The following is a 25,122-nucleotide window of genomic DNA, read 5'->3' on the forward strand; positions in this document are numbered from 1 at the left end:
AATGAATGTAGCCGAAATTATAAATTATGCTAAAAGTAAAAATTTAGATACAATAGAAGCACTACTAATACTTGAATTGATTTTAAAAACCAGAAAAGAATTAATAATTGCAAATATAAAAAAAAGTTTAACAAAAAGAGAAAAAAAACTTTTTTTTGATCAAATAGATAAAATGAAAAAAGGAACTCCTATTCACTACATACTACAAAAAAAAGAATTTATGGGTATTGAGTTCAGCTTAAACAAGCATGTCTTAATCCCAAGATTTGACACAGAATGTTTGGTAGAAGAAGCCTTAATTCAAATTCAACAAAATGGATTTAAAAAAATATTAGACTTATGCTGCGGCAGCGGATGCATAGGGCTTTCTATTGCCTATTACACTAAAAAAAAAGTAACACTCTCAGATATTTCAATAAAAGCTTTAAAAATAGTCGAAAAAAATACAAAAAAGCTTAAACTTGAAAAATTTATAGAAATAATCCACTCTAATTTGCTAAAATTCATAAAGGAAAGGTTTGATATAATTATTACAAATCCTCCTTATTTAAACAAAGAAGAATTAGAAATAAAAAATAAAATAAAAAAAGAACCTGCAAAAGCTCTTTTAGGATTCGGAAAAGATGGGCTTAATATTTCTAGAAAAATATTAAGCCAAGCAAAAGAAAAGCTTAACCCAAATGGACTCATAATAATAGAATCAGCTCCTTGGCAAATAAAAAGTTTAAAAGATTTTGCAATCAAAAAAGGATTTTCACATTTAAAAACCATTTATGATCTTGAAAAAAGAGCAAGAGCGCTGGTATTAGGACAAATAACATGATACAAGCATATGAAATTGCACACTTAATAAAAATAAATGATCTTGAAAAAGCTAAAAATATTTTCAAAAAAACTGTTGAGAATACTTATAAAGATGAATTTGAACGGAAAAGCATATTCAAAGCTCTAGAAATAGCAGAACAGCTTCACTATGGCCAATACAGAGAAAGTGGAGAGCCTTACATTATTCATCCAATAATGGTTTCATTATTCCTTGCTAAATTTCAACTAGATTTTAAAGCAACTATTGCCGGACTACTCCATGACGTACTTGAAGATACAAATATTGAAAAAGAAGAAATAGTAAAAGAATTCGACGAAGAAATTTTAAGTTTAATAGACGGTGTAACTAAAATTCATGATTTGCATAATAAAACAAGAAGCATAAAAGAAGCTAATACTATTTCAAAAATGTTTTTTGCAATGACACATGACATTAGAATAATAATAATAAAACTTGCAGACAAACTTCATAATATGACAACTCTCTCTTATTTGCCTAAAAATAGACAAGATAGAATTGCAAAAGATTGCCTTTCAACTTATGTTCCAATAGCAGAACGCCTTGGAATCTCATCTCTTAAAACATATCTTGAAGATCTTTCATTTAAACATCTTTATCCTAAAGATTATAAAGAGATAAAAAATTTTTTATCTGAAACAAAGATAGAAAGAGAAAAAAAATTATACAAAGGTAAATTATCAATAGAAAAAGAACTTCAAAAAAGCGGAATTGAAGCAGAAATCACAGTAAGGTCAAAACATTTTTATTCAATATTTAGAAAAATGCAAACAAGAACAAACAAGCTTACTCAAATTTTTGATACTTTGGGAATAAGAATAATTTGCAAAAAACAAAAAGAATGTTATGAAATATTAGAAATTGTTCACAGAGTGTGGAAACCAATCCCAGGAAGACTTAAAGATTATATTGCAAGTCCAAAAGAAAATAAATATCAATCACTACACACTACCGTAAGAATACCTGAAGATAATCAGCTTATTGAAATACAAATTCGAACAGAAGAAATGGACAGAATTGCTAATTATGGGGTTGCAGCTCACTGGATATACAAAGAACAAATTGCACTTAAGGCTGATGATCTTTCATTTATAAACCGAATAAAAAAATGGCAACAAGAATCGGCCAACAAAAGTCAATATTCAATGAATGATATACATAAAGAGCTTTTAAATACATTCATATATGTTTACACCCCAGAAGGAGAAGTTGTAGAACTTCCTTTTGGATCAAATTCAATTGATTTTGCATACATAATACACACAGATATTGGAGACCAAGCTCTTTATGCAAAAATAAATGGAAAAATAAGCTCAATCACAAAACCACTTAAAAACGAACAAATTGTTGAAATATTTACATCAAAAGATTCAAAACCAGATGTAATATGGCTAAACAGCGTAAGAACAAAAAAAGCTCGATCAAAAATTAGATCATGGCTTAATAAAAATGACAATACAATTTTTGTAGACAACAATATTATTGCGTATCTTGTTGGAGCAAACAAAGAACAAAGAAAGCTTTTTAGCTTATTCAAAGCTTATACTAAAACCAAAATAAAAAGAATTGCAATAGACTCTGAATGCAATCCTACAACAGGTGAAGACATTGTTGGAATAATACATAAAGATGAGATAATAGTGCATAATGAAAATTGTCAAAAGCTCAAGTACTATAAAAAAAATCAATTAATTGAAGTTGAGTGGGAAGCAACACCAACTAGAAAAGTGCATCACATTATTTTACTTTTAAAAGAATTGAAAGGAATATTTAGTTATCTTGAAAACATTTTCACAATCAATGACGTAAGACTTATTAGCGAAAAAATAGAAGACTGCGGGAATGGTCATGGAATAACAAACATAATAGTGTCATCAAATGCTAAAAATATAGCAAAAATTATTTCCTCTTTAAAAGAAAACCCAAATATCTTACAAATAATGCAAGTAGAAGAAGATATTAAAAATTATGATAATTAAGATATTATTAGCATTATTATTCATTAACTTGACAAGCATCCCTCTTGTACCAAAGAAAATGAAAAAAAATGTATCCAATTTAAACAATAAAATTGCAAACATAGAGACTGAAAAGAACATAAAAGCGCATATTGAAAAAATTCATCAACTAAGCAACAAACAAGAAAAAATAATAAACACTTTTAATTATATAAAAAAATATTTTAATACAAATGAAATTAAATATATGGAATATTCTTTACAAGAAATTGGATTTATTGGGTATTCTCAAAAAATACTACATTCCAAAATCAAAGGTAAAGGCTTAGCTATTTATAATATAATCATTCCAATTGAAATACAAAATAATTTAAAAAATAATTTAGCAATTGGAATTGCTATTGAACTCTTGAGTAAACTTAAAAATACTAACCCTGAAAACAATATAAATTTTTTTTTTATTGAGAATGATTCTTTAGAAGAAAATACAATAATTAGCAGCAGAATTTTACTTAGCAATAATTATTTAGGAAAAAATACAAATACAATATACTTAATGCTAAACGAAAATAGAATAAAAAATAAAATTTACTTAGAAAATGAATCTTTTATAACAAATTCAAAAACAAATTTAGAATTTTTAAAAGCTATTATAAAAACCTTTGAAAAGAATAAACTTGATTTTAATACAACAAAAATAACTGAAAAAAAATCAAACAATTTATATAATCTATATTGGGACGAATCTATACCTTTTTTAATAATAAATAACAATTTAAATTCTATATTAACTCAAAATAAAAATACTATTTTTGAAATTTACAGATCAATCGAAGAAACATTAACTAATCAGTACAAAGGTAAAAATACCAATGAAATACACTATATTGTCATTAATACGCCTTTTAAAAAAATAATAATCAATGAAATTGCTTTAATAGCATTAATCTACATTTGTTATAACTTAATTATAATTGTATTCATTAGAAAATTCAAAGAAGCTGGATTAGTTATGAAGAAAGTAAAAAATAATTACTACAAATTAGTAAGATTGTTTTTTACTTTATTTTTAAGCACATATCTATCCTTATTAATTACAAATAAAATATTTGTGGGCTATGAAAACATAACAGCTTACAGCATAACAAATTCCAAATATCTAGTAACTTTTTTTACAATTTTAATCATACATAATCTTTTGTCTCTTTTTACATATAATTTCACAATATATTTAAATTACAGGCAACTTAAATACTTGGCAATATCAACCTCTATTATTGAGCTAATAATATTAATGTTTATTAAAATAGAATTTATCTTAATAGTTATTATAAAAAGCATTCTACTCTTAATAAAACCAAATAAAATTACTACTATTCAAAAAATAATAGTAATAATTATTTGGATAATCAATTTTATATTAATAACATTAATACAAAATACTACATCAATCACAAATACACTTACACTGAGCTATCTAATCTCAATTTGTCTTTTTTCTACCATATTTATTAATATCTCAGAATATTTAAAATCTAAGCTCTCACAAATTAAACAAAATTTTAAAAAAGCTGAAAAACTTGGTCTTGCAACTTTTTTTTTAATAACTACAATCATAATATCTAGCAATATCGATAAAAAAGAGCATGTAATACAAATAAACCAAACAGTTAGCTTTCCAGAAAAAATAAATAAAATAAAAATCGAATACCTAAAAAGCAATAAAAATCCTATCCAAATAATTTCAAATGACTTTAACCTAACTTTACAAGCAAACGAAAAAACATTAGAAACTAGCATTAAAGTCAATGATGAGTTAATGAATATTGATTTTAAAAAAATAGATATAGCAGAAAGAGCCGTTTATAGCATCGATTTGGTTACTCAAAAAATTGCAAATCAAATCGAGCTACACTTTAAAAACGCATCTAAACTAATAATTTATCAAAGCAATACTCCTTATAAAATATTGGCTAATAATATTATCTTTTCACTTAAAAACATTAACTCTAAAAAAACAACAATTGCATTTACTCTTAAATCTCAAGATGACATAGCATATGAAGCATTTGCAAATCTACATGTTAAAAAAAATCAAGTTAAAATTTACAATAAAATCAATAATAAAGAAGAAAAAAAGATAAAAATAAATTATTCTTACAAGATAAAATATTCGGGAATATTGCCTAAAGCAGAAAAATATAAAAACCTTGAATACTTCAAACTAAAAAATGATAAAGAGATTGAAAATTTAAAAACTTTAAAATTAAATTAATCTTCAAAATTAATTCTTTTTTTTCTATTAATGTAACTTTGAAAAGCATAATTAATTAAATTATCCACCAAGTCTTTAAACTGAAGACCATCATGACTACACATTTTAGCAAACATAGATATATCGGTAAATCCCGGAATAGTATTTATTTCATTAAGATAAATTTTTCCTGATTTTTTTTCAACAAAAAAATCAACTCTTGCCATACCCCTGAGTTCTAAATTCTTATAAACAAGAAAAGCATATTCCTTAATGCTTAACAACTGATTTGTCTCAAGCTGTGCAGGAATATTAAAAATAATAGAATTTCCAGGAATAACAGAATATTTAGCATCATAGTCATAAAATATAAAATCTTGAACAATAACTTCCCCAGGAGAAAATATTTTTATCTTTTCATTCCCAATAATAGAACATTCGATCTCTCTAGCTTCAATAAATTTCTCTATTAAAATAGTAAGGTCATACTTTAAAGCTTCCTCAATAAAAAATTCAATCTGATTTTCACTGTAAGCTACATTTATTCCAATTGAAGACCCTAATACTGCAGGCTTAACAATAACAGGATAGCCTAAAGCCTCCCTTACATTTCTTTTTACCTCCTCTTTATCTAAAAAATAATCATATTGCCTAAATCCAATAAAAGGCACTAAAGGGATATTAAAACTTTTAAGCAAAAGTTTGCAAAAATACTTATTGCTAGAAATAGCGCTCCCTATAATGCCAGCACCAATACAAGGAATGTCCATAACTTTTAAAACCCCTTGAATAGCACCATCCTCACCGGTTCTTCCATGAACAACAGGAAAAACAACATCAATATCAAGATTTTTGTTATTTGAAAAAATTCCAATACCAGGCAATAAGCTTACAATAGGTAAAACATCTATATCGATAAGCTTTGGAGGATCTGAAACAGAATCTAATAAATACCAAATACCTGTACACTTATCAATATAAACAGGATAAATATTGTATTTATTTAGATCCAAAAGGGCTAAATAAATGCTATAAGCAGATTTGCAAGAAATTTCATGTTCAAAAGAAACTCCACCAAATATTAACATAAGATTTTTTTTCACATCACCTATCCTTTTCTGATTCTTCTAAACTTAAAATAGCATTTTTAACTGCCTCTTGCTCATTCCAAAAAAGTTCTTTATTTTTATAAATTATTGAATTTTCATGGCCTTTTCCCAAAGCTACAACCAGATCTCCTGCCCTTGCAAGACTTATTGCTTTTTCAATAGCCAGTCTTCTATCGGGAATAAAAAATAAATCCTGATTTACAACTTTATTCACAATTCCTTTTGCAATATCTTTAATTATATACATACTATTTTCGCCTCTTGGATCTTCGTCACAAAGGACTATTAAATCAGAATAAATATCTGCAATTTGTCCTTGCAAAAATCTTTTTGCAACATCTCTTTCTCCTGCGGAGCCAAAAACAGAAATCAACCTATTTGTAGCAAATCTTTTAAAAATAGGGAAAAGCTTAGAAAAAGCACCAGGGGTATGAGCATAATCAATTATTACAGAAAAATTTTGCCCCAAATTAACACTGTCCATACGCCCATCAAGACTTTTAATGCAAATTAGCTTGTCAACAATGTCTTGAATATCACTATTTAAAATTTGAGAAACTAAAATAAGAGCAGCCATTATATTCTCAACATTAAAGCTCCCTAACAGGCTAACATTAGCAAAATATTTAACACCTTTGTGATAAAATTCGAACCTAGTAGAATCTATTTTTTCATCAATAAAACTTACAAAAAAATCCGCTTTACTGCTTTTTAAACTATAAGTAAAAGATTTTTTAACAGCATTCTTAAAGTCAGAATAATAAGGATCGTCAAAATTAATAACGCCAAAACCAGCATCATCACTAACAGATCGAAAAAGACCTAACTTTGCATTCAAATAATTTTGAATTGTACCATGAAATTCAAGATGTTCGTGTCCAATATTAGTAAAAACAACGGCAAAATAATTAACATCAATAAGCCTTGCTGTTTTAAGGTCAAGTCCATGGGAAGTAGATTCAAGAATTGCATATTGAACATTATTTTTAACCATATTGCTTAAAAATAAATGTATTTCTGTAGACTCAGGAGTTGATTGTCTGTAAGGATTTTTAATCAAACTCCCATTCCCATCATCAAAAAATACCGTCGATATAAAACCTACTTTAACCCCTTTTTTCTTTAAAAGCAGGTATATATAGTAACAAACAGAACTTTTACCATCAGTACCAGTGACTCCAATGACTTTTAATTTTTTTGAAGGCTCATCATAAAAAATATTTGAAAAATTAGACATAAACTTTCTTATGTTAAAATCATCTACCTTAATATAAGTAACATTGGGACTGTAAAAATCCATATCTCTTGAACACACAATAACATTGCTGCCTTTTTGAATTGCAGTTTCAATAAAATCATGCCCATCAAAACGAATTCCTGGAAGAGCAAAAAACACATACCTGGGCAGAACTAATTTAGAACTATAAGTAACTCCTGATATTTCTAAATCAAGAGAACCTTTTACATGTTTTATTAAATCTTGATCTAATTTTAATAAAACGTCTTTAAGTTTTTTATTCATACATTAAAAGTTTACATACAACTAATAAAAATAGCTAAGAAATTTAAAATTATGCTTCAATAGAAAATATATTTACAATTTTCTATTTTTTTAATAAACTAAGCAATGTTACAAGGCGCTGTACCCAAGTGGCTAAGGGAGAAGTCTGCAAAACTTTGATTCGCCGGTTCGATTCCGGTCAGCGCCTTCTAAAGTCAAGTCAAAAATATTTTTATTGCTTAAGAGTATAATTTAAAGCATTTTTATTAAAGATAAATTAAAATAATACATATATGTTAGAATTAATCGTGATATTACTATTTATAATATTGTCTGCTATTTTTTCAGCATCTGAAACAGCTTACACTTCTTTAAGCATGATTCAGATACAAGATATAAGAAAAAAAGGAAAATCAGGAATATCGGTTTACAACTTGGTTCAATCCCCTTCAAAATTAATCACTACTATTCTTATCGGTAACAATATATCAAATATTATTGCAAGTACACTTACAACAAAATTTGTACTTGAAAAATACGGAAACAGCGCACTTGCAATATCAACAGGCCTAATAACAATAATCGTTCTAATTTTTGCAGAAATACTTCCAAAACAAATTGCAATCCTAAACAATGAAATCATTGCTCTATCTACTTCATTTTTTTTAAAACCATTAATTTTTATATTCACTCCGCTAATATATATAATAAATAAAATAATAAAAAAAATATTAAATCTCCTTAAAATTAAGACAAGCTATAAAATGACTAAAGAGAGCATAAAAAATATACTCTCTTTAGCAGGAAATTTGGGAATTTTAAAAAACGACTCTAGAATATTTATGCAAAAAATGCTAGACATAGATCAAGTAAGAGCTTCTGAGATCATGACTCACAGAACAGAGGTTTTTTCACTCTCAAGCTCATCAAAGCTAAAAGATGTAATTAAATTGATCAAAGAGGAAGGATACTATAGAATTCCTATATACAAAGGTCAAAGCAGAGAACAGATAATTGGAATTTTAATAGCTAAAGACCTTATAGAAGTCAATAAAAAAGACATGAATAAAAATGTTTCTCAATTTATTAAACCGGCTGTATTTGTGCAACAAAACAAAAGAATAAAAGACATATTAGATATTATGAGAAAAAAGCAAAAAATAATGGCAATCGTAATTGACGAGTATGGTGGTTTTTCAGGAATACTTACAATAGAAGACATAGTAGAAAAAATTTTTGGAGCAATATCTGACGAATACGACATTAAAGAGGAAAAACCTCTTATTACACAAATCAATAACAATACTTACTCAATACTTGGAGAAACTACTTTTGACGAGATCGAAGAGATAATTGGAATATCTATTGAACATAAAGAATATACAAATACAATTGGAGGATACTTAATAGATCTGCTTGATAAAATACCAACAAAAGACGAAACTGTAAAAACAGCTGATGGAGAATATTTTATTAATAAAATTCAGAATAATAAAATTGAAATAATAACCTTTATTAAATCTAAAAATTAGCGATAAAATTCGCTTACAAAATTAAAATAATTAAAAATATTGGGAGAAACAAATGTTTGACATAAAACAAATTTTTAATAAAACTTATGAATATTTAGTAATTATTATTACTTTATTACTAATATTAATAATAATTATTGCAAACATATTCATAGTCGGGCCATCAGAAGAAGCAATTGTACTTCGCCTTGGCAAGCTTAACAGAACTCTTGATTCAGGAATACATGTTAAAATTCCGTTAATTGAAGAAAAATTTATCGTACCTGTAAAAATAGTCCAAGAAATTAAATTTGGATTTCTAATGTCTCCAAACGATTTTAGAAAAAATGATAATTCAGACAATGAGGGTATGATTATCACTGGAGATTTAAATATCATAAATATTGAATGGTTAGTGCAATACAAAATAAGAGATCCTTACTCATTTAAATTTAAAGTAGAAGATCCCGAGACAACAATCAAGGATATTGCAAAATCATCAATGAATAGATTAATTGGGGACAATACTATTTTTGAAATAATCAATGATAACAGAGTGGGAGTTACAGAAGGTGTGAAATCTTCTATGAATGAAATAATAGATAATTATAATTTAGGAATTGATGTAGTGCAAGTACAAATTAGAAATGCCCTGCCGCCAAAAGGAAAAGTTTACGAAGCTTTTGAAGATGTAAACATTGCCATTCAAGACAAAAATAAATACATAAACGAGGGAAAAAAAGAATTTAATCAAATAGTTCCCAAAATTAAAGGTGAAGCATTAAAGGTTATTGAAGAAGCCAGAGGATACAAAGAAAGCAGAATAAACAATGCATTAGCAGACACAGAAATTTTTAATGCCATACTAGACGCTTACTTAAAAAATCCAGATATTACAAAAGAAAGGCTTTACAATGAAACTATGAAGGAAATACTTGAAAACAAAGATAATATTGAATTAATTGACAAAAACTTAAAAAATTTTCTACCATTTAAAGAGGTAAAATAAATGAAATTTATAATAAATCTTTTATTATCTACTGTAAAAATTACAACCTTTGCAATAATAGTTTGTTTGACTATTTTGTCTATTTTCCAACCAATTTATATTTTGAAAGAAAATGAAATTTCAATAACTACTCGACTTGGAAAAATTCAAAGAACCGAAAGCTTAGCTGGGCTTAAATATAAAATCCCATTAATTGAAAATGTACAAATATTCCCCAAAATAATTCTTAGATGGGATGGAGAACCTCAAAGAATCCCAACAGGAGGAGAAGAAAAGCAATTAATATGGATTGATACAACGGCCAGATGGAAAATTGCAGACATAAATAAATTTTATACAACAATAAAAACAATGAATAGAGCTTACGTTAGAATTGATGCAGCAATTGAACCCGCTGTTAGAGGAGTTATTGCAAAATATCCTTTGCTTGAAATTATAAGAAGCTCAAACGATCCAATTCAACGTTTGTCTAATGGAGTACTCACTCCACAAGAAACAAAAATTAATGGGATTTACAAAATAACAAAAGGGCGAAAGATAATCGAAAAAGAAATAATTAATATAGCAAACAACAATACCAAAGATATTGGGATTGAAATTGTAGACGTACTAATAAGAAAAGTTACTTATGATCCAAGCCTTATTGAATCCGTAAACAACAGAATGATTTCAGAAAGACAACAAATAGCAGAAGAACAAAGAAGCATAGGATTAGCTGAAAAAACAGAAATTCTTGGAAGCATAGAAAAAGAAAAGCTGAGCCTATTAAGTGAGGCAAAAGCCACTGCTGCAAAAATAAAAGCTGAAGGAGACCGGGAAGCTGCAAAAATTTATTCAAATACATATGGTAAAAATATTGAATTTTACAAATTTTGGCAAGCATTAGAAAGCTATAAAGCAGTATTAAAAGATAAAAGAAAAATTTTCTCAACAGACATGGATTTCTTTAAATATCTTCACAAAAGAAATTAAAAATCTATTTTGTATAAATTTTTTCTTTAAAAAATTGTAAAATCAAAATCCTAAATTACTGTTATTATAAATAAAATAGCAATTTAGGCCTTTATTTAAGTTTAAAAAACAAATAAAACCATTTAAAAATCTCCAAGAAAATATTGTCTCTAACTTTAAAAGATTAATTAAATTCTTAAAATTGCTTATTTAAAAGCCCAAAAAAGCTATAAATCTTTTTTTAGCACTACACTCAAAAGCTAAAATTTGAAAAGAGTTGACAAACATATATACTTATGAAAAAATTAAGGTATTAGAATAAAAACGCTGCTGTAGCTCAGTTGGTAGAGCATAGGACTGAAAATCCTTGTGTCAGGAGTTCGATTCTCCTCGGCAGCATGTTAATTAAAATTACAGTTGTCGCTGTAGCTCAGTTGGTAGAGCATAGGACTGAAAATCCTTGTGTCAGGAGTTCGATTCTCCTCGGCGACATTTATTTAAAGATTAAAAGGATCTCAAAGTGATACTTAAAAAAATAAAGCAAATAAAAGATCTAAATCAACAAGACGTAATTTTTGCAAGAATAGGAAATTTATCAAAACTTGGCACAAGAGTAAATGAAAAAATTATTAAAATACTTGATAAAGGTAATACACCTTACATTCCTGTACTTAAAAAAGAAGAAGATATGTCATATGAAGACCTGATAAAAAAAATAAATGAAGAAATTTTGAATGATGATCTTAGCTATTTAAGAGAAAAGCTAATAGATAATCTAAAAGACGTATATAAACCCTTTAAGGAAGACGACCCAATATTTTTTACCAAAGGGAAAAAACCACTCATGAAAATAAATACATTAATGGAGGTTGAACCCAATCAAATTTATTGGAAAGAAATATTAGAAGGAAGCTTTAAAATACTTCCAAGGCATAAAATAACATCTTTGCAAAAAATTTTATTAGAAATATATCATTATTTTGATGTTCAAAAGCTTAGAACAAAAGAAAACCTTAAAGATAAAAAAACTTTAAAAAAATTATATTTATATTCTGCTAGAAGAGATTATGAATTTTTTAAAGGAAAGGTCAAAACAGAAGGCGATTCAATACTGCTGCATTCAGTCGACACAACAATTTATTTTCTAATTACGATTGCAAATTTGAATAAAATAAGGTCTTTGAAAAATGCACCCCGTTCAACAATGAAATTTTTTCTTGATAAAACTGAATATACTGAATTTACAGAATTTTTCTACGCAGAAGACATGATACTACAAGCCGCACTAGGGTCATTACTACACTCAATAGGATTAATGCATATAACAATACTAGAAAATATAGGAAATAAAATAAGCCTTAAAGATAAAAATTTAAAAGAACAGCATAAATTAAAAATAGAATACTTGGAAAAAAATATTAACATTGCTAAAAATTTGTTCAGAATAAGGGAAGATATTTCAGCTATTACAAAAATGATAATCAATGGGCAAAAAGACTATCTTGATGCTACTGGATATCCACAACTAAAAATCAACAAATTTATTCATGAACTTGTTAGAATTTTTTGCATAATAGATACTTACGATGAATTGGTAAATCCAATAATAATAAAAGAAAGCGCCAACCCTTTAGAGACTATTAAATTCCTAATAGAAAATAGTGGAAAATACTATTGGAACAGAAAAGAGCCTAACGAGCAAGCAAAAAACAAAAAATTTGACATTAATATGCTAGAAAATTTTTTAACAATACTTGCACCTTTTGATTATGGACAAATAGTAAGTGTAAACAAAAAAAATAATGATGAAAATCTTTTTGAAGCTGCTGTTATTGAATACAAAATGAGCATTATGCCAAATATATCTATAATAAACAAAAAAAACCAGACTTACAAACTAGAAGAAATAATATTAGATCTTGAAAATAAAGAAATTTTAATAAAAGATACAGATGGAAATTATAAAAAAAATCCATTAAAAAATGTGGACGATTTTATAATAAAAAACAACATTCCAGAATTAAATAAAAATGAAATTCAACTCATTCTCTTTAGCTATGACAGAAAATCAAAGCCTACAACATTCTCAAAAAAATAAGTTTTGATCCCCCATACCTTTTCAAATTATAAACTGAAAATTTGGATGTATTTATGTCCAAATCTTCCCCAAAAGGACAATGCATAATGATATTAACTTTATCATTTAAAATTTTACCTTTTGAAATAATCTCAAGCAAATTAATCTTATTTTTATAATTAAAAGGAGGATCAAGATAAATAAAATCATAAAAAAGATCTTTTTTGCCTAAAAAATCCTCTGCTCTTTGAAAAAAAAATTTATAAAATTCCTCAACAAAACTAAAATTTTTCACTAATGTAATTTTAGTTTTTTTATTACATTCAACAAGATGAGCAAGACTAGCTCCCCTGCTAAGAGCTTCAACGGACATTATGCCAGTCCCTGCAAAAACATCCAAAAATTTTGAGTTAATAATATCTTTAAAAATAATAGAAAAAAAGGCTTCTCTGACAAGAGACATCACAGGACGAACAGCGCCGGTCTTGTTGGGAAATAAAATTTTTCTACCTTTATATTTACCAGAACTTACATACATGAATAAAAATTTTAAAACAATTTTTAAAAACATTGAATATATAAAATTAAATTTTTGCTATAATCTTATTTCAAGAGAGAAAAGTATGAAAGGCATTATTCTAGCAGCTGGGTATGGAACAAGATTTTTACCAATAACAAAAACAATTCCAAAAGAAATGTTGCCAATTTTAAACAAGCCGGCCATAGATTATATTATCCAAGAATTTATCGATTCAGGAATAAAAGACATTTTATTAATAAGCTCAAGACGAAAAAAAGTTCTTGAAGATTATTTTGATAGAGAAATTGAACTTGAAAATATTTTTTTAAAAGAAAATAAAAAAAATGAATTAGAAAAAATCAAAAACAAAAAAATTAACATAAGCTTCATAAGACAAAAAGAAATGCTGGGCACAGGAAATGCTCTGCTTTATGCAAAACCCTGGATAAATAGAGAGCCTGTAATTGTAGCTTACCCTGACGATCTTCACATTGGAAATCCAGCATTAAGCTTACAATTAATCAAACTTTATGAAAAAACTGGAAAGAACATAATATCTATTATTGAAAATCCAGAAAATATAAACAGATACGGAGTAATAGATCTATATGAAGATAAAATCCATGTAAAAAACATTGTTGAAAAACCAAAAATTGGAAGTGAGCCTAGCAATAAAGCATCTATTGGAAGATTTTTGTATAACTATGAGTTTTTTGAACATTTAGAAGAAGGATTTAAACTGCATCAAAAGGGTGAATACTATCACATTTATGCTTTAAAAAAACTTATGGATCAAAAAAAAGTATTATATAAAAATATTAAGGGGAAAAGAATTGATATAGGAACTCTTGAGGGCTATTTAGACGCAATAATAAATTTTGCAAAAAAAAATAAAAATTTAATGGAAATTATAAAAAAAGGAATAAATGAAAACGATTAAAAAGGATCCAGAATTTTATGATTCCCTTGCTAAATTAAAAAAGTACATAATCAAATATATAGAAGCAAAGGTTTTAAAATACAGTATTTCTTCCCAACTTTACAAATTAGAAAAGCCTGAAATAATTGAACTTATAAAAATTAGCAATGATTATGAAAAAGAAAAAAATGTATTAAATATTTCGCTTGAAGAATACTACTACAAAAAAACTAAAAATGAAATAATTAAAAAATGGATACTAGAAATAGTAAAAAACAAAAACTTCACTCAAATAAGCGAAGAAGCTAACTTCATTACCAAAAAATTAGGAATAACATATAAACTAAAATCTAACATCTTTTTAAAACTAATTGAAATACAAAATAACCCTTATTATTCTCAAGAAAAAAAAGATATTTACAAACAAATTATATTAAATTTTTCTAGCAATATTAACATTGATAGCTTAGAGCAAACAATAGACATTCTAGTAGCTGTAAGAAACAAAAATAAAATTAAAATATTAAATATATTAAATAAAAATTTAAAAAATCAATCAGAAAATCAAAAAGTTTTTAAATCAAGCTTAATTAATAAAGAAAACAGACTAATAAAACTAAAAAGGATGCTAATACTTACATATTGGCCAGTTGGATGTTTAAGTAAAAACATTTTTATCAAAATTCTAATAAAATATTACAAATACTTGGAAGAAGAAATTTTAGCACTAAAATATAATGAAATTTTAAACTATTTACGTGCAATAAAAACTTTAAGTCTTAATGAAATTTTCTACAAAGGTTCGAGTAAAAATATTAACTTTAATTATTTTTTTAGTGATTTTACACAATACAACCCAAAGGATTTTCAAGACACATTAAAGCGTTATTTATATGTAGTTGGAAAAACAATAACAAAAAAATATTTAACTTGGTTTTTCAAAGACAAAATATCAAATAATTGGGAATCTTTCATATATGCACTTGAATACATTCAAAAACATAAGTTAATTAACATAAAAGAAAAAATCAAAGAAATTATAACTGCAAAATTTCAAACAGAAGATTTTTTCATATCTTTTGATAAAACAAATTTTAACCCTTATGAAGGCTCAATCATATTTAAAGAAAAATACATTAAAAATGCATTCATAAAAAGTATTATTAACTATGTCGAAAAAAATTCTCAAAATATAGAAACTTATGGATGGATTGCATTCTACATTTATGCTGACAATGAGGATAAAAAATTTTTTTGTCAAAACATGAAAGAATTTTTTAAAACCAAACCCTTTGAAATACAAAATCAAATATTTATATATTTTCTATCTTTTTATCCTAATATTGAAAACAAACATTTCAAATTTATATCAGATATACTACTTTACCTTGACGAAAATAAAATTACAATACCTAAAAAAATAATAAAAATGCAAAAAATAAATCCCAATCAACTAGATTATCAAAAATCATATCTTTTAATAAAATCACTAAAAACAAGATCTAGAATTTTAAAAATTATTCTCAAAAATATAAGATTTAACCTTATTGAAAAACTAGAAGATGAAAATGAGAAAAAATTATTACCTGCAATATGCTATTTAATATATTGTGAGAATTTGGTAAAATTAAAAAATAATAGAAAAATAAAATCTAATGAAAAAAGTAGTTTATTAGAATTTATTTCTTTTTTCAAAACAAAATTGAAGCAAAAAATAAATTTTAAAAAAGAGCTTATGAAATCTAAAGGCATTTAATCTAAATTAAGTATAATGGGAAAAAAATGAAGATTTATTTATTATTAAATAAAAATTGTAAAATTTTTATTTTATTTTTAATTTTAATATTTAATTCAAAATTGGCATATTCTCAAAGGCTAATTAGAATCGGCAAAGAAGAAATGAAAAACAAAAATTACATTCAAGCAATCGAAACACTAAGCGATGCTATTAAAAAATATCCAAAAGTACAACTTGGATATTATTTTTTATCAATAGCATACAGAGAAAATAACCAGCTAACAGAAGCAGAAGGGGCTTTGCTCGATGGAATTGCAGTGGGGGGTGAGATTGATTACATATTATATTATGAATTAGGTAACATAATGTTTAATAGAGGAGAGGGATACTATCCTCTAGCAATAAAATATTATTCTAATTCTATTAAAAGCAAACCCAATTATGACAGCGCACTGCTAAACAGAGCTAATGCCTATGTTCAACAAGGCAAAATAACATCTAAAGAAAAAGAATACCAAAAGGCTTGGGACTCATATACTATGGCTATCCACGATTACTCGCAATTTATTACCCTTAGGTCAAAAACAGAAAAAAAAGACAGCATTTTACTTATAATAAGCTATTTAAGAAATGAAAAAATTAACCTTGAAAAACTTGACAAAAGTTTAAAGGGGCGAACCGAGCATATTGTATACGCAAAAGAAGATAAAAATCAAATACTTAAAGATAACCTAGAAACAAATTCTTTAATTGAGCTAGAAAAACTTAATTGGCAAGAGGAGTTATACATAGATGAATAAAAAACGTACAAATTTTTCGGTATTATTGCTTTTAATTTTCTTACTTATTTTATCATTTGGAGGCTTTGGTTACTATATATATCAAAGCAAATTAAATGACAAAAATCGAGAAATAATGCTAAACGAAGTTAAAAATAGCATAATAGATCGAAACTATAAAAAAGCATATTCTGTTGCAAAACTTCTGCAAGACAAATATCCAAAAAATGAAGACATTGCAATGCTTACAAACACACTAGCAGAAATTGCCAACAGCAGTCCTTTTGAATCAAACGAATTACAAAGAGATTCTGCAAATCAAATCCTCGATAAGATTAAAGGTCAAGAAAATGCAAAAACAAATATAAACGAAAATTTTGATATCGCATTTAATAATAGATATATTAAAGACAGCGCAATAACAGAAAACTACGCTGACAGAAACGATGACATTGGCATTGAAGATGAAGACATATCTGAATTTAAAAAAAGCAAAATCCCAGAAAAAGTAAACCAAAATGCAAAACAAAAAGAAGAAGATCAGGCAATACAATCTCCAAATCCCAAATTAAACGTTAATGATCAAAAAAATTCATTTAATTTGGAAAAACTAAAAAAAAAATTAAGCGAAAAATCAAATAGTGAAAATATTTTAAAAAACCCTCAAAATATAGAAAATGATAAGCAAAGCTCAAATTTCTCCAAAGAAAAAAATTCAGAGCATATTTTAAGAAACCCAGACAATAGTAAATATTCAAAAAATGATAATGCCACATTTTTAAAAGATGTTCCTTTAAATTCTAAAAAAGAAAGTGATTTTTCTCTGCCCAGTCAAACAATAATAGGAAAAATTCATAGACCATATAGCTACTTAATAAAAAAAGAGCTCTATGAAATATTAGACGATATTAATACCGGTAGAGTCGCACTTGGAAAAAACAGATTAAAAAAATTAATTAAAAAAGGGTTAAGCAATAAATTTCAAAAAGTAAATGAGCTGATTGAAAGTTTAAAGAATAAAGACGCCTCCAATTTACTATTAACCTTAATAAAAAAAGATATTGAGCCAAATTTAATCAATGTACCAAATATACCAAAAGATCCTTACAAAAAAGACATTTTTCAATTAAATAAAGAAGACAAGAAAACCCAACAATCGGAAGACCTTAAATCTAAGATCTATTCAATAAAACCTACTGATCTTGAAAACCCAAAAAACAGGCAACAAGCCATTAAAGATCTAAACGAATTCTTAAAAATAAATCCTAATGACACTTATGCCTCTAAAACTTTGGCTCAAGCTAATAAAATACAGCAATCAGAAAACCTTAAATCTAAGATCTATTCAATAAAACCTACTGATCTTGAAAACCCAAAAAACAGGCAACAAGCCATTAAAGATCTAAACGAATTCTTGAAAATAAATCCTAATGACACTTACGCCTCTAAAACTTTGGCTCAAGCTAATAAAATACAGCAATCAGAAAACCTTAAATCTAAGATCTATTCAATAAAACCTACTGATCTTGAAAACCCAAAAAACAGGCAACAAGCCATTAAAGATCTAAACGAATTCTTGAAAATAAATCCTAATGACACTTACGCCTATAAAACTTTGGCTCAAACTTATGAAAACAATGGAGATTTACTAAAAGCAGAAAATGTATATGAAAAAATTGCTAAGCTCACAAATGCCCAAGAAGATTACTATAAACTTGGAATCATTAGATTCAAGCTCAAAAAATATGAACACTCAATAGGGTCATTTGATCAAACAATAAGGCTCGACCCAAAGCATAAAAAAGCACATAATAACAAAGGAATAGCTTTAATGATGCTAAATAAAAACAAAAAAGCAGTAGAATCTTTTGAGAAAGCAATACAAATTGATAAAAATTATGATACTGCCTACTACCAAAAAGGAATAGCAGAAGAAAAAAATGGCGACATGCAACAAGCATTTACAAGTTTTAAAAATGCCTACAATATCGACAAAAAACTCAATTACGCATTAAAAGCTGGAATAGTATCAAACAACTTAGGCAACTTCAAAAAAAGTGAAGAGTATTTAAGTTTTTTTAATGACAATGCAAAAAAACCTAACGAAATTGCTATTTACAACCTATCAATAGCAAAATTTGAAAACAATAAACTTGAAGAATCTCTTGAAATAATAAACAAGGCCCTCAATTTAAATCCAGAAAAAAGCGAATATTTATATTTAAAAGCATCTATAAATCTTAAAAACGAAAATTACCAAAATGCTATATCACTTTACAGCTCAGTAATTGAAAAAAACCCTGAAAATACTTCAGCCTACATAAACCTAGCAAAAGCATATGAAAAATTGGGGAATAAGGCTCAAGCAATCTCAACTCTTGAAAAGATAATAAACAAAAACAATAAATTGGCCTTAAACAATCTTGGAATACTTTACAAAAAACAAAAAAATTATCAAAAAGCAATTGAAATTTTTGAAAAAGCAATAAAAAATTCAGATATTGAAGCAAAATATAATCTTGCAACCACTCTAATTGAAATTAATGATAACATAAGAGCTAAAGACCTTCTAAAGGAATATACAAAATTAAAACCAAACAATCCAGAAGCCTTACATGCACTAGGAATAATAGAATATAATGAAAATAATAATGATCAAATATTAAGAGAACTTGTCAAAAAATTTCCAAATTACAAAAAAAATGAAAATATTAGAAAAATAATAGGAATATAAACTTCAATGAACAAAATAAGATTCTTAGATAAATACTTGGTTCAAAAAATAGCAGCGGGAGAATCAATAGATAGACCATGTTCAATATTAAGAGAATTGCTAGACAATTCAATAGATTCTGGAGCTACTAAAATTGAAGTCTTTCTTGAAGAAGGGGGAATTCATAAAATCTTAATAATAGACAATGGAATCGGAATAGGTAAAGAAGATTTAAAAATATGCTATTTACCACACACTACTTCAAAGATCTCCTCAGAAGAAGATTTGAGAAAAATAGAAACTCTAGGATTTAGAGGAGAAGCTCTCTCTAGTATTGCAATTTGCTCCAACATTTCAATAACAAGCTCAACAACTGGTAATGAAAGCTATCAAATAGAAGTAGAAAATGGAATTGAAAAATGCTTTAAAAAACAACCTGCCATAAACGGAACAATAGTTAATGTTACAAAAATATTTCACAACTTTCCGGCAAGAAAAAGATTTTTAAAGCAAGAACCAATTGAAACAAAAATGTGTCTAAAAGTTTTAGAAGAAAAAATAATAACCCATCCCGAAATCAATTTCGAAATTAATTTGAATCAAAAACTAAGAAAAATTTACTTTAAAGAATCGTTAATTGATAGAGTGCAAAATGTATATGGAAATGTAATAGAAAATAATAAATTTAAGGTCTTAAAAAAAGAACATGAAAATATAAAAATAGAATTATTTTTAGCACCAGCTAATTTTTCTAAAAAAAGTAAAAGACATATTAAAACATTTGTTAACAGAAGACCTATTGATCAAAAAGATCTCTTAGAAGCAATAACTAATGGACACAGTAGAATAATTTCTCCTGGCAACTTCCCAATATGTTATTTATTTTTAGAAATAAACCCTGAATATATTGACTTTAATGTCCATCCTCAAAAAAAAGAAGTAAGATTTTTTAATCTTCCATTTTTATTTAAGTTAATCTCTGACAATATTAATAATTTTTTTGATAAAGACATAAATAGCTACAACGAAATAGTAATAAAAAGACAATTAACAGATGATGATAATTTAATAGAAATGATAAACCAACCAAAAAACCTTAATAAAACTAACACATATGATATAATACAAAACAAAAATTTAGAAACAGAACATACTGTAAACGATCTAAGCAAAAACATAATACAAAACGATATTGGCCTTAGAAGATATAATTCAATTATACAAAACAGACCATCATTTAAGGAAAATATTACAAACATTTTCTCTGACAAATTTTTAGAATTTGAAGAACCACCAAACAAAAATGAAAAAGAAGAAATAAAATTTAACTATATCGGGCAAATATTCTCTGAATTTTTGATCGTTGAAAAAGTAAATGAAATTTACTTCATAGACCAACACGCAGTTCATGAAAAAATAATATATGAAAAACTTAGAAATTCAAAAAAAACTGTTCAAAAGCTTCTAATACCAATTGAATTCACAATAGTTGATAAAAACATAGAAGAAATTATAGATAGTGAAATCGAAGAATACAAAAAAATGGACATTATAATCTCTAAAATAGGCCCTAAAAAATATCAACTTGAATCTATTCCTAATATTTGCAATCAATATGAAAATACTCTTATTAATTTTTTTCAATCAAGAAAAAGTAGAACAATAAATTCTCTTGAATCTGATTTATATGCAAATATTGCCTGTAGAAAGGCTGTTAAAACAAATGACATATTAAGCCTTGAATTTAGCAAATTTTTAATAGATGAGTTTTTCAAACTAGAAATAAAACATTGTCCTCACGGACGAAAAATTTATTACAAAATATCTAAATTTGAGCTTGAAAAAAAAGTTGCCAGAGCATAAAATGAAATCAGAGTTCCCATGATAAAAAAAATCAAATCCGAAATCAGCTTGATAAAGGTAGAAAAAGAAAAAAGTTTAATTGAACTTGGAAAAATATTAAAAAATAATAATATAGTAGAATTAAAAAACTTAAACCACTATCCTAATCTAAAATTAGCAGAAAAAGAATTGTGCCAAATGAAAAGCAATTTAAGCAAATCGGAAGAAAATGAAAACATATTAAAAAATTTAAACAAAAAGATTTATATTCTTAAAACAGAATATAAATCTTTTAACAAATCATATAAAAAAAAACTTAAAGAAATTGTTAAAACAATAATCGAAATTTATCCTCAAAATCTAGAATTAATATCAAAATACAATATGGATTTTTCTAAATTGAAACTTGAAAAATATAAAAAAATAGAATTAGTAAGTGATAAAACAAAAAATCCTTTAAAAAGGATAATACTTAAAATCAACTCAGCAATAAACAATATTATAAATATGATAAATGTATGTAAAATATCAAAAGAATTTGAAAAACAAGTATTCATAAAATATTACCTTTCTGAAAACTTTGAAAGCATAATAAATGAATTTTCATTAAATAAAAAATTAAACAATGTAATTATTAAAGAATTTAAAATAATAAATGAAATCAAAACAAATATAAAAAACATAAAAGAAGAAATAAAACAAATAATATATAGAAGTAAAAAAGAAAAAATATACAAAAAGAATCAAATAAAAAACGAAATCAATGCTATTGTAAAAAACAAAGAAAATATTTTAAAAAAAATAGCTGAAGAATTTATTGAAACCACAAAAAAAGAAAAAATTCAAGCCAAAACCAATACAATCAGCACAGCAATCCAAAAAATAGAAAAAACAAACCAAAAAATATTAAACTTAAGTAATGATTTAATTAAAATAACAAAACAGGAAGAAATAAAAAACATTCAAAAAAAAATGCAAGTCCTAACAAAAGAAAAAGATAAAATTAACAATAAATTAGATGTATTAACTTCTAAAATAGAAGTTATTCAAAATGAACTTGACAATGAATAAAAAATAAATATAATAAATTAAAGCTTAGGGCCCATAGCTCAGTTGGTTAGAGCACCCGACTCATAATCGGTAGGTCCCAGGTTCAAGTCCTGGTGGGCCCAATTTGATCTTTCAAATTGACCTTAAAAAAAAGATTTGAATTTTTTTCTACATAATAAAAACTTATGTAATTATCCAATGTTTTATCAACCTCTAAAGCATCTATTGAATCAATTCTAACAACTGAAGAAACAGAATATACCTTATCTTTAAAAGTTTTAACAAAAAATACCTTAGAATTGGTTAACTTATTTAACATTGCCATATCTTTAAACTTATATACATAATTGGGAACATCATCTAAATCATATTTTGACATACCTAAAGAAATGACAAGCTCTCTACTGTACACCCTCATGCCCTTATCAAAAAGACGAATACATGAGGTAAAATCTTCAAAAGTTTCATCAAAAAAAATAAACCTCAAATCCCTACAATATAGAATATCCTTGCCAAGAATAGAGTCAATAAAAAAAGAGCTATGATTGCTATTAATTACCTGAATAAACTCACGGGTGTTCTTATTCTCTATTGATAATTTAAAAACATCTTTTGATTTTAGAACTTTAATTGCAAAATCAAAACTCATAGAATAATCTAACCGATTCTCGGTAAAATAATAATTTACCTTATAATCAACTTCTTTTATCTCTGGATAATTTATTTCACAAGACCAACCAACCCAACAAAAAACCAATATTAATTTAACTTTTAATCCGCTCTGCATACTCTTTAGTTTCAGAATTAACTAAAACTTTATCTCCAACGTTAATAAAAAGCGGCGCTTTTACTACAAGCCCTGTATTAAGAGTAATATTTTTCATTGCATTTGTTACAGTATCACCTTTAACAGCCGCCTCAACCTCTACAACTTCAAAAGCAATCTTTGGAGCTAACTTAATATCAATAACCACATTGTCAAACATTATAAGAGCATAGGTTTCCGACTCCTGCAAAAAAGGCACCTTATCTTGGAAATTGGCACTTTCCTTTAAGTCCAAACTGACTTGATCATAAGTTTCTAAATCCATAAAAACCAAAACATCTTTATCTTTGTATAAATACTGGGCACTAACCTCATAAATTTCAATCGCTTCTGCGGTATCTGCCCCTTTTAAAGTTTCTCTAATGACAAATTTGTTTTTTAAGTTCTTAAGCTTTAGCCTTACTATTGCCCCTCCTCTACCTGTTTTTGAAAATTCTCTTTCAAGAACAATATGAGGAGTTCCTTTAATAAGTAAAAAGGAACCTTTTTCAATCTCACTAGATTTTACTACCGCCATTTAAATACCTCTCAAAACTTAACATATAAATCTAGTAGTAATTTATACCAAAAAATTAAAATATTTGCTATTATTCCCCAATTATAACTTAATCAATAAAGTTAATTTATAATTGACTTATTTTAAATTAATGCTATTATATACTTAAACAAAGGAGTTTACTTGATGAAAAAATTTGTTATCTTAATTTTTATGTTATCAGTAAGTTTATTATGCAACTGTAAAAATCAAGACAATGAAAAAATTGTATCAATTGGGGGATCTACAACTGTAAGTCCGATACTAGACGAAATGATTTTAAAATATAATAAAATAAATAATACTAAAGTAACATACGATGCACAAGGAAGTAGTGTTGGCATAAATGGGCTATTTAACAAAATATATAAAATAGCAATATCATCAAGGGATTTAACAAAAGAGGAAATTGAACAAGGAGCAAAAGAAACTGTATTTGCTTATGATGCTTTAATTTTTATCACAAGCCCTGAAATAAAAATTACAAACATTACAGAAGAAAATCTAGCTAAAATACTAAATGGAAAAATTCAAAATTGGAAACAAGTGGGAGGCCCTGATGCTAAAATCAACTTTATTAATCGAGACTCTTCCTCTGGTTCTTATTCGTCTATAAAAGATCTACTTCTTAATAAAATATTTAAAACTCACGAAGAATCTCAATTTAGACAAGACGGAATAGTGGTAAAATCTAATGGAGAAGTAATTGAAAAAACAAGCCTTACTCCATACTCAATAGGGTATATAGGTCTTGGATATGCGAAAAATTCAATAGAAAAGGGCTTAAATATACTTTCTGTCAACAGCACATACCCTACAAAAGAAACAATAAATAATAATAAATACACCATTAAAAGGAATTTAATAATAGTTACAAATAACAAATACGAGGATAAAAGCATAACTCAATTTATTGATTTTATGACAAGCTCAACCGGACAAGATATCGTTGAAGAACAAGGTTTTTTAGGGATAAAAACATAATT

The 25,122-nt window shown here is 26.3% G+C and carries 19 protein-coding genes and 4 tRNA genes; 18 read left to right on the forward strand and 5 right to left on the reverse strand.

Annotation, left to right across the window (positions count from 1 at the left end; all coding sequences use genetic code 11):
* Position 1: 1 nt before the first annotated feature.
* From prmC to BG_RS00955, 3 genes are read left to right on the forward strand one after another with little or no spacing between them, the layout of a single operon-like run.
* Positions 2–823 (forward strand): peptide chain release factor N(5)-glutamine methyltransferase, encoded by an 822-nt coding sequence (prmC, locus tag BG_RS00945; RefSeq protein WP_011193541.1) that lies wholly within the window; start codon positions 2–4, stop codon positions 821–823.
* On the forward strand, positions 820–2,823 hold the full coding sequence (gene spoT, locus BG_RS00950) for a guanosine-3',5'-bis(diphosphate) 3'-pyrophosphohydrolase (protein WP_011193542.1): 2,004 nt from the start codon (positions 820–822) through the stop codon (positions 2,821–2,823). The genes prmC and spoT overlap by 4 nt, the downstream gene beginning before the upstream one ends.
* Positions 2,813–5,077, forward strand: coding sequence for a ligand-binding sensor domain-containing protein (locus BG_RS00955; RefSeq protein ID WP_011193543.1), 2,265 nt, complete (start codon positions 2,813–2,815; stop codon positions 5,075–5,077). Before spoT ends, BG_RS00955 begins: the two co-directional genes overlap by 11 nt.
* On the opposite strand, the gene BG_RS00960 is transcribed toward BG_RS00955, so the two are convergent.
* Both BG_RS00960 and BG_RS00965 read right to left on the reverse strand, forming a co-directional pair.
* Positions 5,074–6,159, reverse strand: coding sequence for a D-alanine--D-alanine ligase (locus tag BG_RS00960; protein ID WP_011193545.1), 1,086 nt, complete (start codon positions 6,157–6,159; stop codon positions 5,074–5,076). The two genes, BG_RS00955 and BG_RS00960, sit on opposite strands and share 4 nt — an antisense overlap.
* Before the next feature lies 1 nt (position 6,160).
* Entirely contained in the window at positions 6,161–7,687 is a 1,527-nt protein-coding gene (locus BG_RS00965; RefSeq protein WP_011193546.1) for a UDP-N-acetylmuramoyl-L-alanyl-D-glutamate--2,6-diaminopimelate ligase, read from the reverse strand.
* A 114-nt stretch (positions 7,688–7,801) separates the two neighbouring features.
* Here BG_RS00965 and BG_RS00970 point away from each other — a divergent pair.
* From BG_RS00970 to BG_RS01000, 7 genes are all read left to right on the forward strand, one after another.
* A tRNA-Cys gene (locus tag BG_RS00970) sits at positions 7,802–7,874 on the forward strand.
* Positions 7,875–7,959: 85 nt separating this feature from the next.
* Positions 7,960–9,198: a hemolysin family protein gene (locus BG_RS00975; protein WP_011193547.1), complete on the forward strand. Its 1,239-nt coding sequence runs from the start codon at positions 7,960–7,962 to the stop codon at positions 9,196–9,198.
* 52 nt (positions 9,199–9,250) lie between these two features.
* Positions 9,251–10,186, forward strand: coding sequence for an FtsH protease activity modulator HflK (gene hflK / locus BG_RS00980; protein ID WP_011193548.1), 936 nt, complete (start codon positions 9,251–9,253; stop codon positions 10,184–10,186).
* Entirely contained in the window at positions 10,187–11,158 is a 972-nt protein-coding gene (hflC, locus tag BG_RS00985; RefSeq protein ID WP_011193549.1) for a protease modulator HflC, read from the forward strand.
* A gap of 305 nt (positions 11,159–11,463) precedes the next feature.
* Positions 11,464–11,536, forward strand: a tRNA-Phe gene (locus BG_RS00990).
* Positions 11,537–11,556: 20 nt separating this feature from the next.
* Positions 11,557–11,629 (forward strand) — tRNA-Phe (locus tag BG_RS00995).
* Between the two features lie 28 nt (positions 11,630–11,657).
* Positions 11,658–13,235, forward strand: a complete 1,578-nt coding sequence (locus BG_RS01000) for an HD-GYP domain-containing protein (RefSeq protein WP_011193550.1) — start codon at positions 11,658–11,660, stop codon at positions 13,233–13,235.
* On the opposite strand, the gene rsmD is transcribed toward BG_RS01000, so the two are convergent.
* Entirely contained in the window at positions 13,213–13,785 is a 573-nt protein-coding gene (gene rsmD, locus BG_RS01005; RefSeq protein ID WP_044007874.1) for a 16S rRNA (guanine(966)-N(2))-methyltransferase RsmD, read from the reverse strand. The genes BG_RS01000 and rsmD overlap by 23 nt on opposite strands.
* Before the next feature lie 52 nt (positions 13,786–13,837).
* Here rsmD and BG_RS01010 point away from each other — a divergent pair, with 52 nt between their 5' ends.
* From BG_RS01010 to BG_RS01040, 7 genes are all read left to right on the forward strand, one after another.
* On the forward strand, positions 13,838–14,674 hold the full coding sequence (locus tag BG_RS01010; RefSeq protein WP_011193552.1) for a UTP--glucose-1-phosphate uridylyltransferase: 837 nt from the start codon (positions 13,838–13,840) through the stop codon (positions 14,672–14,674).
* Positions 14,661–16,409 (forward strand): BB_0208 family protein, encoded by a 1,749-nt coding sequence (locus tag BG_RS01015; RefSeq protein ID WP_011193553.1) that lies wholly within the window; start codon positions 14,661–14,663, stop codon positions 16,407–16,409. Before BG_RS01010 ends, BG_RS01015 begins: the two co-directional genes overlap by 14 nt.
* 26 nt (positions 16,410–16,435) lie before the next feature.
* Entirely contained in the window at positions 16,436–17,191 is a 756-nt protein-coding gene (locus tag BG_RS01020) for a tetratricopeptide repeat protein (RefSeq protein WP_011193554.1), read from the forward strand.
* Entirely contained in the window at positions 17,184–19,904 is a 2,721-nt protein-coding gene (locus tag BG_RS01025; protein ID WP_011193555.1) for a tetratricopeptide repeat protein, read from the forward strand. Before BG_RS01020 ends, BG_RS01025 begins: the two co-directional genes overlap by 8 nt.
* A gap of 6 nt (positions 19,905–19,910) precedes the next feature.
* The gene (gene mutL / locus BG_RS01030; protein WP_011193556.1) at positions 19,911–21,746 is read left to right on the forward strand and encodes a DNA mismatch repair endonuclease MutL; all 1,836 of its coding nucleotides are present in this window, start codon (positions 19,911–19,913) and stop codon (positions 21,744–21,746) included.
* Positions 21,747–21,764: 18 nt separating this feature from the next.
* The gene (locus tag BG_RS01035; protein ID WP_011193557.1) at positions 21,765–22,796 is read left to right on the forward strand and encodes a coiled-coil domain-containing protein; all 1,032 of its coding nucleotides are present in this window, start codon (positions 21,765–21,767) and stop codon (positions 22,794–22,796) included.
* Between the two features lie 27 nt (positions 22,797–22,823).
* Positions 22,824–22,897: transfer RNA gene (locus tag BG_RS01040), tRNA-Ile, on the forward strand.
* Here the strand turns inward: BG_RS01040 and BG_RS04700 are convergent.
* Together BG_RS04700 and efp are read right to left on the reverse strand one after the other, a co-directional pair.
* Positions 22,879–23,562 (reverse strand): hypothetical protein, encoded by a 684-nt coding sequence (locus BG_RS04700; RefSeq protein ID WP_049770789.1) that lies wholly within the window; start codon positions 23,560–23,562, stop codon positions 22,879–22,881. The two genes, BG_RS01040 and BG_RS04700, sit on opposite strands and share 19 nt — an antisense overlap.
* On the reverse strand, positions 23,540–24,118 hold the full coding sequence (efp, locus tag BG_RS01045; protein ID WP_011193559.1) for an elongation factor P: 579 nt from the start codon (positions 24,116–24,118) through the stop codon (positions 23,540–23,542). The genes BG_RS04700 and efp overlap by 23 nt, the downstream gene beginning before the upstream one ends.
* Positions 24,119–24,283: 165 nt before the next feature.
* Here efp and BG_RS01050 point away from each other — a divergent pair, with 165 nt between their 5' ends.
* Entirely contained in the window at positions 24,284–25,120 is an 837-nt protein-coding gene (locus tag BG_RS01050; RefSeq protein ID WP_011193560.1) for an extracellular solute-binding protein, read from the forward strand.
* Positions 25,121–25,122 lie beyond the last annotated feature (2 nt).

The sequence above is a fragment of the Borreliella bavariensis PBi genome (genome assembly GCF_000196215.1).
Classification (GTDB): domain Bacteria; phylum Spirochaetota; class Spirochaetia; order Borreliales; family Borreliaceae; genus Borreliella; species Borreliella garinii.